Source organism: Campylobacter sp. BCW_6467 (assembly GCF_001762855.1).
Lineage (GTDB): Bacteria > Campylobacterota > Campylobacteria > Campylobacterales > Campylobacteraceae > Campylobacter_D > Campylobacter_D jejuni.
Genome location: NZ_MJXP01000020.1, coordinates 91,950 through 108,559, shown reverse-complemented (window position 1 = coordinate 108,559; position 16,610 = coordinate 91,950). Strand labels below are relative to the sequence as shown.

The 16,610-nt window shown below is 32.0% G+C and carries 16 protein-coding genes, 5 tRNA genes and 1 pseudogene; 12 read left to right on the top strand and 10 right to left on the bottom strand.

Features of this window, described 5'->3' with window-relative positions; genetic code table 11:
- Window positions 1-93 precede the first annotated feature (93 nt).
- From AJ888_RS02745 to AJ888_RS02730, 4 genes are all read right to left on the bottom strand, one after another.
- Window positions 94-3,210, bottom strand: coding sequence for an autotransporter outer membrane beta-barrel domain-containing protein (locus AJ888_RS02745; RefSeq protein ID WP_070296117.1), 3,117 nt, complete (start codon window positions 3,208-3,210; stop codon window positions 94-96).
- A 205-nt stretch (window positions 3,211-3,415) separates the two neighbouring features.
- The gene (locus tag AJ888_RS02740; protein ID WP_070296116.1) at window positions 3,416-4,192 is read right to left on the bottom strand and encodes a UDP-N-acetylmuramate dehydrogenase; all 777 of its coding nucleotides are present in this window, start codon (window positions 4,190-4,192) and stop codon (window positions 3,416-3,418) included.
- The gene (gene fliQ / locus AJ888_RS02735) at window positions 4,189-4,458 is read right to left on the bottom strand and encodes a flagellar biosynthesis protein FliQ (RefSeq protein WP_002851290.1); all 270 of its coding nucleotides are present in this window, start codon (window positions 4,456-4,458) and stop codon (window positions 4,189-4,191) included. The genes AJ888_RS02740 and fliQ overlap by 4 nt, the downstream gene beginning before the upstream one ends.
- A gap of 11 nt (window positions 4,459-4,469) precedes the next feature.
- Window positions 4,470-5,330 (bottom strand): menaquinone biosynthesis family protein, encoded by an 861-nt coding sequence (locus AJ888_RS02730; RefSeq protein WP_002862303.1) that lies wholly within the window; start codon window positions 5,328-5,330, stop codon window positions 4,470-4,472.
- A gap of 105 nt (window positions 5,331-5,435) precedes the next feature.
- On the opposite strand from AJ888_RS02730, the gene recA reads away from it, so the two are divergent.
- The 12 genes and pseudogenes from recA (at window position 5,436) to AJ888_RS02665 (ending at window position 11,211) form a co-directional block, all read left to right on the top strand.
- Window positions 5,436-6,467 (top strand): recombinase RecA, encoded by a 1,032-nt coding sequence (gene recA, locus AJ888_RS02725; RefSeq protein ID WP_002862302.1) that lies wholly within the window; start codon window positions 5,436-5,438, stop codon window positions 6,465-6,467.
- A gap of 2 nt (window positions 6,468-6,469) precedes the next feature.
- The gene (eno, locus tag AJ888_RS02720; protein ID WP_002862301.1) at window positions 6,470-7,714 is read left to right on the top strand and encodes a phosphopyruvate hydratase; all 1,245 of its coding nucleotides are present in this window, start codon (window positions 6,470-6,472) and stop codon (window positions 7,712-7,714) included.
- A gap of 65 nt (window positions 7,715-7,779) precedes the next feature.
- Window positions 7,780-7,983 (top strand): hypothetical protein, encoded by a 204-nt coding sequence (locus AJ888_RS02715; RefSeq protein ID WP_002839177.1) that lies wholly within the window; start codon window positions 7,780-7,782, stop codon window positions 7,981-7,983.
- A complete protein-coding gene (gene cgpA / locus AJ888_RS02710) occupies window positions 7,973-8,635 on the top strand; it encodes a glycoprotein CgpA (protein ID WP_002851387.1) in 663 nt (220 codons plus the stop codon). Before AJ888_RS02715 ends, cgpA begins: the two co-directional genes overlap by 11 nt.
- On the top strand, window positions 8,635-9,483 hold the full coding sequence (locus AJ888_RS02705; protein ID WP_002862300.1) for a DNA ligase: 849 nt from the start codon (window positions 8,635-8,637) through the stop codon (window positions 9,481-9,483). The genes cgpA and AJ888_RS02705 overlap by 1 nt, the downstream gene beginning before the upstream one ends.
- 42 nt (window positions 9,484-9,525) lie before the next feature.
- Window positions 9,526-9,603 (top strand) — tRNA-Pro (locus AJ888_RS02700).
- Between the two features lie 24 nt (window positions 9,604-9,627).
- Window positions 9,628-9,704 (top strand) — tRNA-His (locus AJ888_RS02695).
- A gap of 4 nt (window positions 9,705-9,708) precedes the next feature.
- Window positions 9,709-9,785, top strand: a tRNA-Arg gene (locus AJ888_RS02690).
- A 14-nt stretch (window positions 9,786-9,799) separates the two neighbouring features.
- Window positions 9,800-9,876: transfer RNA gene (locus tag AJ888_RS02685), tRNA-Arg, on the top strand.
- A gap of 5 nt (window positions 9,877-9,881) precedes the next feature.
- A tRNA-Leu gene (locus tag AJ888_RS02680) sits at window positions 9,882-9,966 on the top strand.
- Window positions 9,967-10,049: 83 nt separating this feature from the next.
- Window positions 10,050-10,492, top strand: a pseudogene (locus AJ888_RS09605) (hypothetical protein).
- Window positions 10,493-10,773: 281 nt separating this feature from the next.
- On the top strand, window positions 10,774-11,211 hold the full coding sequence (locus AJ888_RS02665; protein WP_002862297.1) for a DUF411 domain-containing protein: 438 nt from the start codon (window positions 10,774-10,776) through the stop codon (window positions 11,209-11,211).
- 8 nt (window positions 11,212-11,219) lie between these two features.
- On the opposite strand, the gene AJ888_RS02660 is transcribed toward AJ888_RS02665, so the two are convergent.
- The 6 genes from AJ888_RS02660 to AJ888_RS02635 are packed head-to-tail and all read right to left on the bottom strand — an operon-like array spanning window position 11,220 to window position 16,609.
- Entirely contained in the window at window positions 11,220-11,723 is a 504-nt protein-coding gene (locus tag AJ888_RS02660; RefSeq protein WP_002862296.1) for a TlpA family protein disulfide reductase, read from the bottom strand.
- A complete protein-coding gene (locus AJ888_RS02655) occupies window positions 11,684-12,172 on the bottom strand; it encodes a peroxiredoxin family protein (protein ID WP_002862295.1) in 489 nt (162 codons plus the stop codon). Before AJ888_RS02655 ends, AJ888_RS02660 begins: the two co-directional genes overlap by 40 nt.
- Entirely contained in the window at window positions 12,169-12,822 is a 654-nt protein-coding gene (locus tag AJ888_RS02650; RefSeq protein WP_002860103.1) for an ABC transporter ATP-binding protein, read from the bottom strand. The genes AJ888_RS02655 and AJ888_RS02650 overlap by 4 nt, the downstream gene beginning before the upstream one ends.
- A complete protein-coding gene (locus tag AJ888_RS02645) occupies window positions 12,819-13,937 on the bottom strand; it encodes an ABC transporter permease (protein ID WP_002862294.1) in 1,119 nt (372 codons plus the stop codon). The genes AJ888_RS02650 and AJ888_RS02645 overlap by 4 nt, the downstream gene beginning before the upstream one ends.
- Window positions 13,927-15,216 (bottom strand): ABC transporter permease, encoded by a 1,290-nt coding sequence (locus AJ888_RS02640; RefSeq protein WP_070248862.1) that lies wholly within the window; start codon window positions 15,214-15,216, stop codon window positions 13,927-13,929. The genes AJ888_RS02645 and AJ888_RS02640 overlap by 11 nt, the downstream gene beginning before the upstream one ends.
- Window positions 15,206-16,609, bottom strand: a complete 1,404-nt coding sequence (locus tag AJ888_RS02635; RefSeq protein WP_070296115.1) for a Fe-S-containing protein — start codon at window positions 16,607-16,609, stop codon at window positions 15,206-15,208. The genes AJ888_RS02640 and AJ888_RS02635 overlap by 11 nt, the downstream gene beginning before the upstream one ends.
- Window position 16,610 lies beyond the last annotated feature (1 nt).

Here is a 16,610-nt window from a genome sequence, read left to right as displayed (position 1 = left end):
AACATCCATCCTAATAATTTTAAAATTATCAGGATGAAATTTTAACAAGCTAGGAGAGTAAACTAATTAAACTAAGTAGGATCTTTTATAAGATTACCAAAGATAATTAAACTGAGCAAATCCTGTATGGGTATTGCCATCTTTATCAAACATTCCATTATAGTTTAAACTAAAATAGAAAGCTTCATTAACAGGAACGATAAAAGAAGTGCTTACAAATTTTTGTACTCTTGGTAAATCAAACTCATCACTTACTTTTGTATTTCCAAATCTAGCCTCAGCTTCTACTTTAGGATTGATATTAAACTTAGCTCCAAGTTCTACTGAAGTTTTTAAATTAGGCAACCAATCTCTAAACCAAGTAAAGCTTGTTTTAGTAGAGAAAAGATTTAAATAGTTTGCATAGGTTCTTTCTCCACCTTTAACTGTTGCTTGTCCTATAGTGTCTTTCATAGAAAAAGCTTCAGTATAGCCTCCTTCATAAGCAAGACCTATTTCAGGGGAGAATATATCTTTATTAGAAATAAAATTCATACCTAAGGCTGTATTGACTCCATAAGCATAAGAATTAGGTTCAGCTTTAGCTTCATTATTTCCTATTTTTTTAGTTAAATCATTTTTAATCAAAGCAGCTTTACCTTGAGCTTTGATATAAACTTCTTGACCTTTACTTGTAGTAAATAAGGTATTAAAGTATTTTAAACCTGCATAATAGGTTCTATTATTAATATCAAAATAAGTTGAACCCATTTTTGTATCTTCATAACCTGCATACACACCATATATTCCACTGTCTTTTAAAGTAGAATAACCTATAATGGTTCCTTTAGTGTGTCCTTTACTTTCTTCATTTAAAGAAAGTTCAACATTCTGTGAAGAAGTATAAGGAAGGATGAATAAAGAATGTTCTTTATTAGAACCATGGCTTCCGTTATTTAAATCACTCTTTATATAATCACTTGCATCTGCATATAAATTACCCTTTTCAGACATAGCAATGCTTTGAGACTTACTTGAAGAAGCTAAAGCAAAGCTTTGCATAGAATTACCCATAACATTGTCTATAAAGGTAGATCTTCTTGAAGTAGTAGAGATTAAAGATCTAAAGGTTGCACCTGATATGGAAGCATTAAGATTAAAATCTGTAGTAAGCTTTCCTGTTATTGGATCAAAGCTTAAAGATATTTCTCCACCTCCATTGGTTCCTATATTGCCAATATTGTTTTGATTAACACCTGAGATGATATCATTTATATTATCAAGTTGTCCTAGATCGAGATTACCCTCATCTATAGTAATTTTATCAGCACTTACATTTCCATTTCCACTTCCACCTACAACTATAGTGTCTAATTTACCCGTATCTTTATCTGTAGTAACAAGCCAATCTTCTATGACTATGCTACCAGATCCGCTGTTAGTTAAATGATTACCACTATTATCTTTATTTATGGTTCCTTGGTTATTAACAAAGATAGTTCCACTACCACTATTTTTAATACCACTTGTAATAGTCGCATCAGAATCATTTTTTAAACTTAAATTATTATTACTTTTATTGAAGATATTACCATAAATAATTCCATTGTCAGTATTTAAAATACCGCTTCCTTTTGCCGAAGCAATAAGACCTTCATTTTCAATAGTGATTCCGTGAGTTTGAACTTCTGCATCTTTTTGTCCAATGGTTCCAGTATTTATAATACCCCCATTACCACCTTGGATAGTTCCAGATACATTGATGCTAGTATTTACTTGCTTACCACCGCCTATATAAATACCTGCATTACCACCTTCTAATCTACCCCCTTCTTTAACTTCAATGCCTTCACCCTCAATACCATTTTTACTTCCATCTATATGGATTGCATCATTGCCTGCTTTAATAACACCATCTTTTTCTATAGTGATTTTACCAATATTAACGGGCTTTTTATTTGTATCAAATGCATAAAAAGTTATACCATTGTTGCCTGCTTCTATAGTTCCTTTATTTGTAAGGGTTTCTATCTTGTTGCCATCACCTATGAAGATAGCATTGCCGTTTTGATTTTTGATTAGGCCTGTGTTTTCAAAATTTTTAATAGTGGAGCTTGAAGTTCCCCAACTTTGAATGAATACTGCTCCTGATAATTGTTTGGCTCCAGATGTTCCTTCTATAGTACCAGTGTTTTTAAAATTATCTATAGTGGTACTTGATATATTTATACCTACTCTTCCTGAAAGAATGCCTGAGTTATCAAAATTTGTTATAGTAGAACCAGAAAGATTTACCCCAGAGCTAGCAAACATAGCCCCATTAGGTCCTCCTGGATCTTTTCTTCCATCACCTTTTAAGGTTCCGCTATTGATAAATGTTTGGATTGTAGAATAGCCAATATATATTGCTTGCGTATCCCAGTTATTTACATCTTGATTGCTGGTTTGAATAGTGCCACTATTATTAAGAGTTTGTACACTTGAATTATCTATGCTTATACCTCTATGTCCCTCGCTTTTAATGTTTCCATTATTGGTAATGGTTTTAACATCAGTATGATTAAATCGAACAGCTTCTTTATTTGTTGAAGTTGTTATAACTCCAGTATTGTTAAAATTATTAATCGTGGATTTATTATTAGCACCGCCTTCGAAAAAAACTCCTTTATCGCTTGAAGCTATAGTTCCACTGTTATCAAACTGATCCACAGTGAGAGTTCCCTGACCTCCCCAAACTCCCATATAAATTTGACCATTAACTTGACCTGTATTTTCAAAGGTGTTAACAGTGATGGTTCCTGTAAAACCTCGATCATGTTCTACAGCCACCTTACCGTTAATAGTTCCTTTATTGGTAAGATTAGCAAGAGTAAGAGTGTTGTTACCACTAGCATGGGCATAGATGATTTTATTGTTATTACCTATACTACCTAAAGTTCCACCTGCTTCAATTATTATGGTATGCACACCTGAATCAGAAATGTTGATTTGATTGTTGATTGAACTACTTACAGTCGTATTAATCCTAGCTTGAGGAGCATAAACACTTGCTGAACTAGCTTTAGTATTTTTACTTATTTCATCATAAGTTTTTATTTCAGGAGTAGGTGCAGCATTTGCACAACTAGCTAAGAAAGAAATAGCAGCCAAAGATAAAACTATCTTTTTAGAATTTAAATAGGATTCTTTACCCTCTCCTATAGGTGTTTTAGTTAATGTGATATTTTTCATAAGAATTTCCTCCCTTTATAATTTGTTCTATATATTATATTTTTTAAAAATAATATAAAATACAAAATAAAACGACAGAATATTAAAATAGTTATACTTAAAATATTATTAAATACTTATTATAATAAAACTATATTGTTTGAATTTATGTTTTATTTAAAGTTAGATTAAGAGTAAATTTTTAGACTTTTATTGTTTTCTGTGTTTAGATTATAATCACTTCATTTTCTAAGTTTATGCCAAATTCTTCAAAGACTTTTTTTCTAGCTAATTCGATAAGAAAAAACGCATCTTCAAAACTTGCATTTTTTTTATTGATTAAAAAATTTGCGTGTTTGTCGCTTAACATAGCATCTCCCTTGCTAAATCCTTTAAGTCCTACAGCTTCGATTAAACGTCCTGCAAAGTCGTTTTTCGGATTTTTAAAGATAGAGCCAAAGCTTGGTCCACTAGGTTGGTTGCTTCTTGCATTTTTTAAAGCTTCATCTTTAAGGGTATCAAAGCCAAAGTTTAGTTTAAATTCAGCCCAAAAAAAAGGCATATTTAAAGGACAAAAACGATAATCAAAATTTATATTTGCTCTTAGAATTTCACCTTCAGAAGTGGCAATTTTGATTAAATTTTGACTGATACACTCTCCTTTAAGTCCTGCATTCATTTTCAAAAGCCCGCCAAGTGTACCAGGAATTTTGCTTAAATACTCAAAACCCTTAAGATTGTTTTCTTTGGCAAAACGATACATTTTGCTTGATTTTGTTTTGCAGCCTATGCGAAGATGTATAAAATCTTTATTTTGATCTAAAATTTGTATAAAATCAAAACTATCTCCTAAAATTCCTATATTTTTAGGTTTTGGGCTAACTAAAAGGTTATTTGCACCGCCTATTAAAAAACCATCAAAATCACAAATTTGATCCAAAACCAAAACTTCAAATTCATTTCCTATACGCACAGAAGAGTATTTTTTAAAATCAATGATCATTTGATAAAAGTTGGAATTTGATTTAGTATGTTTTCGGTAAAGTCAATCATAGTTGTAGTCATCCAAGGCATTAAAAAGATTAAAATAACTACAACCAGGATGATTTTAGGAACAAAAGAAAGTGTCATTTCGTTAATCTGTGTAGTTGCTTGAAAAATACTGATTACAAGCCCTGCAATAAGCCCTGCTAAAAGCATAGGCAAGGAAAGTAAAAGTGTGATTTTAAAGGTTTGCACTCCAAGAGCAACCAAGGTACTTTCATCCATTTTTATCCTTTTTAAGAATTTCTAGCTTCTTCGTATTCGCTAGGGATAAGATAATCATTTACATGTATGATTTTATCATAAAATTTATAATCATATCCTAGTTTAAAAAGCGTATCTACAGCTAAAAGTTGAGTTTGATTCATGCTAATGGAGTTTTTATTGGCATATAGATTAAGATAAGCATCCAGTTTTTCTTCATCAACACGGATAAGTTTTCTTTCTATAAGCATAGGGGCTAAAATTTTACGATTTGCATCGGCGATTTTTACAGCATTGGTTAAATCCTTTTCGATCTTAATCGCATCGCTTAAAGGCAAAGAGCGACGCAAAGCCATTCCACCTAAAGGCAAAGGTAAATTTTCTTTAGCAAATTCAAACCATATATCCCAAAGTTCTGCTTCCACACAAAGACTTTGATCAAATTCTAAAATGCTTTCATGGATTAAAACTCCTGCATCTACTTCACCACTTAAAACTGCATTTTCAATGTCTAAAAAATTCTTATAAATAATTCTAGCTTCAGGGTATTTCATACGAAAAATCAAAGCATTGGTGGTATTTGCTCCACTCAAAGCGACTTTAAAATTTCTTTTTAAATGTGTGTCTTTTTTCTTGATGAGTTTTGGCCCATAACCTTCGCCAAAACTCACTGCTGTGCGTAAAAGCGCATATTCAGAAGCAATTAAAGGATAAAGCCCAAAAGAAATAGCCGTAGCATCAAATTCATTTTTCAAAGCAAATTCATTTAAAGTTTGTATATCTAAAGCTGTATTTTCATAAGCAAAATCATTCCCTATCCACCCAAATTTAATAGCCATATACATAAAAATATCATCAGCATCAGGAGAATGCGCAATAGTAATTTTTTTCATCTATACTTCCTTTAAATCTTTGCTTTAATTCTAGCAAAATAAACCATTATTTAATTTTATTTTGTTAGAATTCTAACTAAAAATTTAGAATTTTTAAGGAAAGTTATGGATGATAATAAAAGAAAATCCCTAGACGCTGCCCTAAAAAGTTTAGATAAAACCTTTGGAAAAGGCACTATCTTAAGACTAGGGGATAAAGAAGTTGAGCAAATCGATAGCATAGGCACAGGTTCAGTTGGACTTGATCTTGCTTTAGGTATAGGCGGTGTTCCAAAAGGAAGAATTATAGAAATTTATGGGCCTGAAAGTTCAGGTAAAACCACTCTAACTTTACACATTATCGCAGAATGCCAAAAAGCAGGTGGAGTTTGTGCTTTTATCGATGCAGAACATGCGCTTGATGTAAAATATGCTAAAAATTTAGGTGTAAATACAGATGATTTGTATGTTTCTCAACCTGATTTTGGAGAGCAAGCCTTAGAAATTGTAGAAACTATAGCAAGAAGTGGTGCAGTAGATCTTATCGTAGTAGATAGCGTTGCAGCACTTACCCCAAAAGCAGAAATTGAAGGCGATATGGGTGATCAACATGTAGGACTTCAAGCAAGACTTATGTCTCAAGCTCTAAGAAAACTTACAGGTATAGTTCATAAAATGAATACCACAGTAATTTTCATCAACCAAATTCGTATGAAAATCGGTGCTATGGGTTATGGTACTCCTGAAACCACAACAGGTGGAAATGCGTTAAAATTTTATGCTTCTGTGCGTTTAGATGTTAGAAAAGTGGCAACCTTAAAACAAAACGAAGAACCTATAGGAAATCGTGTAAAAGTAAAAGTAGTTAAAAATAAAGTTGCTCCTCCATTCAGACAAGCTGAATTTGATGTGATGTTTGGAGAGGGTTTAAGCCGTGAAGGTGAGTTGATTGATTACGGTGTAAAACTTGATATCGTAGATAAAAGTGGCGCGTGGTTCTCTTATAAAGATAAAAAACTTGGACAAGGTAGAGAAAACTCAAAAGCTTTCTTAAAAGAAAACCCTGAAATTGCAGATGAAATCACAAAAGCGATTCAAAATTCTATGGGAATAGAAGGTATGTTCAGCGGTAGCGAAGATGACGAAGGAGAAGAATAATAATGTTAGTAATTGAAGATGTTAGAGCCTATGAAGTTCTTGATAGCAGAGGAAATCCAACTGTAAAAGCCGAAGTTACGCTAAGCGATGGAAGTGTAGGTGCGGCCATAGTTCCAAGTGGTGCAAGTACAGGTTCAAAAGAGGCTTTAGAATTGCGTGATAATGATGAAAGATTTGGCGGAAAAGGCGTTTTAAAAGCTGTTGCAAATGTCAATGAAACCATTGCAGATGAAATTTTAGGGCTAGATGCTTTTAATCAAACTCAACTTGATGATACTTTGCGTGAGCTTGATGGAACAAAGAACTATTCAAATTTAGGTGCAAATGCGACTTTAGGCGTATCTATGGCAACAGCTCGTGCGGCTGCAGCTGCTTTGGGAATGCCTTTGTATCGCTACTTAGGTGGTGCAAATGCGAGCATTTTACCTGTACCAATGTGTAATATCATAAATGGCGGTGCTCATGCAAACAACAATGTAGATTTTCAAGAATTTATGATCATGCCTTTTGGTTTTACTAGTTTTAAAGAAGCTTTGCGTTCAGTTTGTGAAATTTATGCGATATTAAAAAAAGAACTCGCAAATTCTGGACATTCTACAGCTTTAGGTGATGAAGGCGGTTTTGCTCCAAATTTAGCTAATAACACAGAACCTATCGATCTTTTAATGACTTGTATCAAAAAAGCAGGTTATGAAAATCGTGTAAAAATTGCTCTTGATGTAGCAAGTACAGAATTTTTCAAAGATGGTAAATACCACATGGAAGGCAAGGCTTTTTCAAGCGAGGATTTGATCGAACGCTATGTAGAACTTTGTGCAAAATATCCAATTTGCAGTATCGAAGATGGCTTAGCTGAAAATGACTTTGAAGGTTGGATTAAGCTTACTGAAAAATTGGGCAATAAAATTCAGCTTGTAGGCGATGATTTGTTTGTAACTAATGAAGATATTTTAAGAGAAGGCATCATCAAAAAAATGGCAAATGCTGTGCTTATTAAACCAAATCAAATCGGAACTATTACCCAAACTATGAGAACTGTGCGTTTAGCACAAAGAAATAACTATAAATGCGTGATGAGTCATAGAAGCGGCGAAAGTGAAGATGCTTTTATAGCAGATTTTGCCGTAGCTTTAAATACAGGACAAATCAAAACAGGAGCCCTAGCAAGAGGCGAAAGAACTGCAAAATACAATCGCTTGCTTGAAATTGAACTTGAAAGTGATGAATACTTAGGAGAAAAGCTCTGAGCGATTTACTTAAAGAATACGACGAAAGCACAAGAAAAAAAAGTTTTTATACCCATGTTATAAAAATGATTTTTTGGGCTTTTCTTGTTGTAATTGGAGCGATTTATTTTGGCAATATGTTTTTTGGGCAGTATTCTTTGGATACTTTATTAAGCTTAGAAAATACCAAAGAAGAGCTTAATAAAAAGATTATTTTACTCAAAGAACAAAACGCTAAAGCACAAAAAGATTATTTTGAATTAAAAGGATTATACCCAAATGAAAACTAGAATTTTAGCAATATTTTTTATTTTTACCTCTCTTTTATATGCTGATGAAAATCCTTTCAAGACAGATCAAAATATAACCTTGGTTGCTCCACCTGAATTTCAAAAAGAGGAAGTTAAATTTAATTCTAGTGCAAGAATTTTAAAAAGCATTACTTTTAATTATATCAATTTAGACGGAAGTGAAGATAAGATCGATTTAGATGTTAATAAAAGTATTGATTGGCACGATACTTATACTATATCAAGATTTAAAAGCCCTGATCCTTCAAAAGTACTTGATGTTTCAGTTACTATACCTGAAAAAAATAGTTCTAAACAAGAATCAAACTCAACAGCCAATGTTGAAATACCTTTACAGGTTGCAAAGATTTATGATTTTATTTCTTACGCGGTTTATAAAAACAAAATAAAACTTAACACTAGTGATGAAATGATCACAGATTTTTCAGTAGGAAATCCAAGCAAAATCGTTATAGATTTTAGATCTAAAATGATTAGCCCTACAAAAAACATACGCCTTAGCAATTCTATTTTTAAACGCATAGACTTTGGATCTCATAAAGGATATTATCGACTTGTAATATATCTTGATGGAACTTATAATTATAATATTCAAAAAGATGCAACTGGATATATGATTAATCTGCTTTGATGAGATTTATTTTTTTAATATGTTGTGCTTGTTTAGTTTTTGCTAATGAAATTTTACTTCTTAGCGAATTCGATAAGCAAGATTTTAACTCTAAAGATTTTAATGCTTATTTGATGAGCGAAAAACTTGATGGAGTGCGTGGAATTTGGGATGGGAAATATCTAAAAACTCGCCAAAATTACAAAATAAAAACTCCTGACTTTTTTACAAAAAATTTCCCTCCTTTTGTTATTGATGGTGAGCTTTGGATAGCAAGAAATAAATTTGATGAAATTTCAGCTTTAATTCGTAGTGGCGATAGCAATTTGACCTTATGGAAGGAAGTAACTTATAATATTTTTGATGTGCCAAATGCTTGCGAAGAATTTCAAATTTCTACTTGTACTCTTAAAAATCGTTTGGCTGTTTTAGAAGAGTATTTGCAAAAATATCCTAGTGCCTATATAAAAATTATTCCTCAAATTCCAGTTGAAAATCAAAATAATTTAAATCAATTTTACGAAAGCATTATAAAAAATCAAGGTGAAGGTATTGTCATACGCAAAAATTTAAGTCCTTATGAAAAAGGCAGAAGTAAAAATGCTATGAAATTAAAACCCTATGATGATGCAGAATGTGAGTTGGTAGGATTTCGCAAGGGTAAGGGTAAATTTGAAAATCAAGTAGGTGCCTTACTTTGTAAAATGCCTAATGGACAAATCATTAAAATAGGCAGTGGTTTAAAAGATGAAGATAGAAAAAATCCTCCAAAAATTGGTAGTATTGTGACTTATAAATTTAATGGATTGACCAAAAATTCCTTACCTCGCTTTCCGGTTTTTTTAAGAATAAGAGATGAAAATCCTTGACTTTAAAATTATTTTGTGATAAAATATTTCCTTTTATTTATTCGGGGTGTAGCGCAGTCTGGTTAGCGCACTTGGTTTGGGACCAAGGGGCCGAAGGTTCGAATCCTTTCACCCCGACCATTTTTTATAAATTTATACAAAATGGTGAGTGTAGCTCAGTCGGTTAGAGCATCAGATTGTGGTCCTGAGGGTCGTGGGTTCAATTCCCATCACTCACCCCACTAAGCGCTCGTAGCTCAACTGGATAGAGCAACAGACTTCGGATCTGTAGGTTATGGGTTCGATTCCTATCGGGCGCACCACCAAGATTTTATATGCGTTCATAGCTCAGCTGGATAGAGCAACGGCCTTCTAAGCCGTAGGTCAGAGGTTCGAATCCTCTTGGGCGTACCACTTTAGCGGATGTGGTGAAATTGGCAGACACGCCAGACTTAGGATCTGGTGCAGCAATGCGTGAAGGTTCAAGTCCTTTCATCCGCACCACTTACTTTTATCATTTTCAAACAAGAGTTGATTTCTCATAAATTTTTATTTCATTTTAAAATTTCTTATGATTGTTAGATAAAATGAAAAAATTAGGTTTAGCTTTCGCAGCTTTAGTAGCTTTAAATGTGTCAGCATTTGCAGGAGTTATCACTATACATGATTCTAATTTAGTTAAAGTATCAGGAGGAGATGATGCCTATGCAAAAATAGCTTTAGAAGATGCTAAAGAAGAAATGAAAAGTCAATTTAACACTGATAACTTAGAGATTTATGCTATAGAAAGTATCAAAAAAGATGATCCGCATGAATATGATGTTATTAAAGGGGTCCTTTAAAAGTAATGAAACAAGAAATAGCAAAAGGAAAGATTATTTATTATAATGAATTCTTAGTTGTAGATAGAAAAACAAATTGGGCTGTTGAATGGAATATTAAATGTGTTAAAGGGGGTAAATATACAAAATCAAGCGATAAGGTTTCTTGTGATGGTGGAGCTGCTGATAAGTTCTATAATTTCAAATAATACTTGAAAGCTCTATTATTTTAGAGCTTTCACACCATAAAGGTTTTGACTATAAAAAACATAGTATAAAATATATCTAAATTTTAAGCTTTTTAAGTTAAAAAATTCTAGTTTTTTAAAATCGTTTTATCTTTTATATCTTTGCCGTAAAGACAAAATCAGCACCCATTAAAAATCTTTTTCTTGATTAAATTTTTGTAAATTCATTTTTAGTGTTAAAAATGTGATGGTATTAACTTTATAAAAGTATTATTATATATTTTTTACTTAGGATAGCAATTATGAAAAAAACAATTTTAACCATTCTTTTTTTACTCACTCTTACGCAGGCTAAGGAAATACAAGTTTATGAAAGTCCTACTTGTGGCTGTTGTGATCTTTGGGCTGATTATATGAAAGCTAAGGGTTATGAGGTTAGTGTTCATAAAACCAATGATTTTCTTAAAATCAAAGAAAAAATGGGTATAAAAGATGAGTATCAAAGTTGCCATACGGGTGTGATCGAAGGCTATGCTATTGAAGGGCATGTTCCTGAAAGTGCTATAGCATGGTTGCTTGAAAACAAACCTAAAGATATTATAGGAATTTCAGCTCCTGGCATGCCGCAAGGAAGCCCAGGAATGGAACAAGGTTATAGTGAAAAATATCCTGTAATTTTGATGAAAAAAGATGGAAGCTATGAGCTTTATGGATATTTTATAGGAGATAAAAAGCTTTAAAGTAAATTTTAGCTTTTTACTTTTTTGATTTCTTTTTCAAGTATGCTATAAGGAGTTAAGCCTATGAATTTTTCATCCATTTTTCCTTCTTTGAAAAAACTAAGCACAGGTACTCCATATATTTCCCTAATGGCACTTGAAAGGTATTTAGCTGCTCTTTTTTCATAAAACATTGCTAAATTAGATAAACCTTTTTCATTAGCCCAAGCTTTTGCATCGTTTGCATCGTTTGCATCGCCTAAAACCACAAAGATATTAAAATCATAATTTTTAGCCAAATTCTGTAAAATAGGAATTTGTTCTTTACAAACTCCACAATTTTTTGTGAAAAATACTAAGGCAAAATTTTGTGCTTTATCATTTAGTTTTAGGCTTTTTTCAAAACCATTGTAGGCAAAATTATAAGTTTTATCACTATTTAAAGCTTTAAAATTTTCTCCACTATCACAAGCTACAAAAAATAAAGCTATGATTAAAGCAAAGAAATAAGCTTGGATTCGAAAAATTCCCATGGTTTTTCTCCTAAAATTCTATCTTTTATTATCCCATCTTTAATGATGATGGTAGTAGGGGTTGTAAACACAGCGTAACGATCATTGGTGATTTTAAGATCGTCTTTTAAAACTTTTACATTTTTAAAGTCAAATTGTTCGGCTAAAACCTTAACCACATTGGCATTATCGATGGAATTTATAGCATAAACACTGATTTTATTGGGGTGATTTTGTATGAATTCATCTAAAGAAGGGAGTTCTTTTAAGCAAGAAGGGCAGCCATTTTGAAAAAAGACTAAGACTTTTAAACTTGTATTATCATCAGCAAGTTTTACAGCTTTTCCTAAGGTATCTTTAGCTGAAATTTCAGCGCTTTTTTCTCCAACTTTTCCAGTATCTTTTGAATTTTCAAAAGAACAAGCATTGAGCAAAAACAAAATGCTTAAGATTAAAAGACTTTTTTTCATTTTAACACCCCATGTTGTAAGATAAGGGTTCGATCTGCGAATTTGGCTAAATCAGGATTGTGTGTGATTAAAACTATGGTTTTGCCTTCGTTTTTTAATTTTTGCAAGGTTTGAAGAACGATTTGTTCATTGGCTTCATCTAAATTTCCTGTGGGTTCATCTGCGAGCAAAAGCTCTGGGTTGTTGATCAAAGCTCTTGCTATACAAACTCTTTGTTGTTCCCCGCCACTTAATTGGCTAGGTAAATGAGTGAGTCTGTGTGAAAGTCCTACTTTTTCAAGAACCATTTTGGCATCTTCTTCATCTACACTTGAGTGATAATACTGAGAGAGCATAACATTTTCTAAGGCGTTAAGATAGGGGATAAGATGAAATTGTTGAAAGACAAGCCCTATTTTTTCACGACGCAAGGTGATTTTTTGCTCTTCATCCATTTGCTCTAGGTTTTCATTATCTAAGATATACTCTCCAGAGCTTGGAGTATCCATGAGTGATAGTATGTTTAAAAGCGTTGATTTTCCACTTCCTGATGGACCCATGATGGCAAGCCATTCTCCTTCATAGACGCTTAAGTTGATATTGTTTAAGGCTTTAACTTTGCCAAATTCTTTATTTAAATTGTTTATTTTAATAAGTTCTTTTTTCATCATTCACCTTTCAAATTTTCACACACATTGATTTTTAATGCTCTTTTTATAGGAAAAAATGCAGCCAAAAAGGCAAAAATCAAAGAAATGATTAAGGCTATAAAAACAGCTATAAATCTAAAATCAATACTAGAATTAAAAATCAAATAACCAAAGACATTGGCTAAAAATATCCCACAAAAAGCTCCGATTAAACTAGCAAAAAAACTTACTATAAAGCATTCACTAGCAAAAAGTTTAAAAATTTCACTTTTTTTCGCACCCAAGGCTAAACGCAGTGCGATCTCTTTTTTGCGAGAAAATATAATAGAGCTTAAAGTTGTATTAACGCTAGTAGTGACTATGATCAATACTACAAGTATGATTAAAAACATTAAAGCTTTGATTTTTCCAAGTACTAAACCTTCGCTTAAGGATACTGAAGATATAGGTTTTGCATCGATGAATTCATTGTTGATTGCTTGTGTTTTGGCTTTAACTTCATCAAAATTTCCATAAACTACAGCATTAGCATAGTTAATACCGGCTCTATCGCTTAAATTTTGCACCACGCTTAAAGGGGCTAAAACAATGCTATCAAATTCATCATTGCTTGAAAGTATGCCTTTTATGGTAAGTTTTATGCTTTTTCCGTTGTTTGGATTGTAAATTTGAAGTTCATTGCCTGTTTTTAGGCCTAGTTGCTTGGCTAAATTAACCCCTAAAAAGGCTGAATTTTCATCAAAATCATTTAGAGAAAAGCTTCCTTCTTTAACTTCTAAAAAAGGTTTAGTGATTTTTAAAGCCCTAAAATCAGTGCCTAAAACCACTCCGCTTGTACTGCCTAAATTTAAAAAATCATACAAAAAAGGAGTTAGAGCTCTAGCCTTTAAATTTTCTTTTATTTTTTCATACTCAGCATTGGAGATAAAATTTTCATCCTGTTTAGGGCTTATCATTACATTTGCTCCATAGGCTTTTAATTCTTTAGAAAGTTTGGTGTCAATATCAAAATAAATATTTAAAAAAGCTGAGCAAGTAAGTGCTCCTATAAAAACACTTAAAACTATTATAAAAAGTCTTTGATAAGAAAAGCTAATGCTTTTAAAAAGCTCATTAAGGAAAAACTTATCTACCATAAAGCACTCCTGCAGCTGAAAGTTGTGTGATATTTTTGATAGGAAGCAAGCAACCTAGCAAGGCAATAAGTCCTGCAAAAATAAAGCTTAAAGGTAAAGCTATAAAGGCTATATCAATAAAATATCCAAAAATGCTAAGGCTGATGATTTGAGAAAGTGCTGTGCCAAAAATAAATCCAAATAAAGCAGCAAATAAAGCTACGATTAAATTTTCACTAGCAAAGATGAGATAAATTTGAAAAGTATTAGCACCAAGCACTTTTAAAAGTCCTATTTCTTTTTTTCTACGATGAATTTCAGAACTCATCAGGCTTGAAATCGCAATACTTGCAACAATAAGACAAATAATGCAAGTAATGCCCATTAAGGATTGGATCTTTTTAACCACCAAGCTTTGAGCATCGCTTATAGCATTTAGAGCTTTTGCATCAGCACCTGGTAAGCCATCACTAATTTGACTAGCGATTGAGCCTACATAAGCTGAGCAATACCATTTGTCATATTCTAACTGATCTAATTTTTCTTCGCCCATGCGACGCACTTTTTCAGAAAGGGCTGATTCAGGTATGGTAAAAGCTCTTACTTCTGCACTTGAGTAAAGCCCTTGTTTGTTGAGTAAATCTTGAGCTAAATTTAAAGGAGTGATGATTTTATTTGACATTTTAGGATTGGCATGAAGTAAAATGCCTACAATTTTTGCTTCTTTGCTTTGATTGTTTTCTCCTATGAGTTTGATAGTATCTCCTAGTTTTAGTTTATTGTTTTTAGCAAAGTCTTCACCTAGCATGATTTCATTGCTATCATCTTTTGCCCATTCTCCTTGCACTGCTAAATAAGGATAAAGACTTTTTATACCTGTGATAAAATCATCATCATCTTTAATTTTTATGGCTTTTTGAAAATAAGTGCCATAAATAAGTGCTTTTTGCTGGGAGTTTTCAATTGTGATTTTACCTTCTAAAAAAGGAGCAAGTGCGGTGATGTTGTTACGCCAATAAATGTCTTTAATCATATATAAATTTTTTTCTTCTAGATAGTTTTTGTTTTTTAAGGGTTCATAAAGTTCATTACCTATTTCTATACTAAGACTTGAGCCTTTGGGTAAAACAAGGATATTAGAGCCATAGCTTTTGAGTTGTTTAGTTACTTCATCGCCTATACTTAGGGTAATATTTAGCATAGTAGAGAGCAAAAGCGTGGCTAAAAAACAAGTAAGAAAGGCTAAAAATTTTTGAATTTTGTTTTTAAATATAGAGTTAAAAATCATTTTAGCCAACATCGTTTCTCCTTTGGATTAAAAATTGGGCTTCGTTTTCTTCTACATATTTTGTAGGATCTTTTTTAAATTCTTCATAGTTGTTTTGATTTGAAAAATAATAAGTAATCCCTTTATAACTATAAGAAAAAGGAGCTTGGGTGTTTATAACCTTTGTTTTTGATACAGGATCTTGCACTTCAATTTCTTTGATTTGACTAAAATAATTAGATCCTGCTATTACATCTTTAACATCTATGGTGATTTTTTTACCATCGTATTCGTATTTGAGTGGGATAGGATTGCAACCCCCGCTTTTGCCTACACTAGGCAAGAAAATACGCACATTGCAAGAAATGCAAATGAGTTGTCCATCTTTTTTGATATAGCCCATATCTCCACAAATCATACAAGCATCAAAAACAGCTACAGGAGAATCCTTATCTTCTCTTTTGTTGATAAGAAAAAACCTTATCACTTTGCCTTCAGCACTGATATAAGCAAAGCGGTGGAGTTTGTTATCCCTTAAAAGAGCTATATCAAAGATAAATTTGCCATTCTTATCGGGTAAAATTTCTTTAGGCTCATCTATGGTTAAAGGCTTAGAGCTTACCATAAAAAAGTATAAAACAATGCAAAAACTTATAACACAGGAGATAAAAACACTGGAAAAATAGCGATTAATAAGACTTGTTTTAGCTTCATTTTTGCGATAATTTATATCTAAAATTTGTTTTTTGCTTATATTTTTTTTGCGAATTTTTAAGCTTAAGAATGCTAAAAAAGTGATGAAAATTAAATAAACATAAATTCCAAAAACACCAAAATAATTACTTTTTCCTACAAAACTCACCAAAAAAGCATGAGTTTCTATGATGGAATTTCGCATTAAAGTAAGCAAGATATTGGCTAGAGCTTTATCGCTTTCTATAAGGATAAGCAGTAAAAACAGCATAAAGCTTGTTTTTTGATTAAAATTTTTTTGCCATTTTAAAAAGAAGAAAATCAAAATACAAACAAGCAAGGCTAAAGCAATAAAACCTAAAGAGCTTATACCTTCGCTATCGATTAAAGAGCTAGTAAAAATAGGGAAATCTTGACTTAAAAAATAATAATGCAAAGCGGTGCAAAAACTTAAAATTCCTAATAAAATAAAATTTAAAATTTCAATTTTTTTCCAAAAATAAAATATAAAGCTTACTAGCAATAAACCTATAAAAACAAAATCAAAATTAAAGATTAAATTTTCGGTTTTTAAAAATTGTGCCGCGATAAAAAAAGCAAAATATCCAAATAAAAAGCCCAAAAAAACTACTAAAAAACTTTTAAAAATATATTTTTTATCAGGAGTGATAAAGGCTATTAAAATACTTAGTGGCAAAACACTGATAAGAAAATGCACAAAATATATACTCATA

Bases quoted from the DNA above. Each gene is read 5' to 3' on its own strand.
- AJ888_RS02745 (WP_070296117.1), bottom strand. From the start codon at position 3,210: ATGAAAAATATCACATTAACTAAAACACCTATAGGAGAGGGTAAAGAA.
- AJ888_RS02740 (WP_070296116.1), bottom strand. From the start codon at position 4,192: ATGATCATTGATTTTAAAAAATACTCTTCTGTGCGTATAGGAAATGAA.
- fliQ (WP_002851290.1), bottom strand. From the start codon at position 4,458: ATGGATGAAAGTACCTTGGTTGCTCTTGGAGTGCAAACCTTTAAAATC.
- AJ888_RS02730 (WP_002862303.1), bottom strand. From the start codon at position 5,330: ATGAAAAAAATTACTATTGCGCATTCTCCTGATGCTGATGATATTTTT.
- recA (WP_002862302.1), top strand. From the start codon at position 5,436: ATGGATGATAATAAAAGAAAATCCCTAGACGCTGCCCTAAAAAGTTTA.
- eno (WP_002862301.1), top strand. From the start codon at position 6,470: ATGTTAGTAATTGAAGATGTTAGAGCCTATGAAGTTCTTGATAGCAGA.
- AJ888_RS02715 (WP_002839177.1), top strand. From the start codon at position 7,780: ATGATTTTTTGGGCTTTTCTTGTTGTAATTGGAGCGATTTATTTTGGC.
- cgpA (WP_002851387.1), top strand. From the start codon at position 7,973: ATGAAAACTAGAATTTTAGCAATATTTTTTATTTTTACCTCTCTTTTA.
- AJ888_RS02705 (WP_002862300.1), top strand. From the start codon at position 8,635: ATGAGATTTATTTTTTTAATATGTTGTGCTTGTTTAGTTTTTGCTAAT.
- AJ888_RS02665 (WP_002862297.1), top strand. From the start codon at position 10,774: ATGAAAAAAACAATTTTAACCATTCTTTTTTTACTCACTCTTACGCAG.
- AJ888_RS02660 (WP_002862296.1), bottom strand. From the start codon at position 11,723: ATGGGAATTTTTCGAATCCAAGCTTATTTCTTTGCTTTAATCATAGCT.
- AJ888_RS02655 (WP_002862295.1), bottom strand. From the start codon at position 12,172: ATGAAAAAAAGTCTTTTAATCTTAAGCATTTTGTTTTTGCTCAATGCT.
- AJ888_RS02650 (WP_002860103.1), bottom strand. From the start codon at position 12,822: ATGATGAAAAAAGAACTTATTAAAATAAACAATTTAAATAAAGAATTT.
- AJ888_RS02645 (WP_002862294.1), bottom strand. From the start codon at position 13,937: ATGGTAGATAAGTTTTTCCTTAATGAGCTTTTTAAAAGCATTAGCTTT.
- AJ888_RS02640 (WP_070248862.1), bottom strand. From the start codon at position 15,216: ATGTTGGCTAAAATGATTTTTAACTCTATATTTAAAAACAAAATTCAA.
- AJ888_RS02635 (WP_070296115.1), bottom strand. From the start codon at position 16,609: ATGAGTATATATTTTGTGCATTTTCTTATCAGTGTTTTGCCACTAAGT.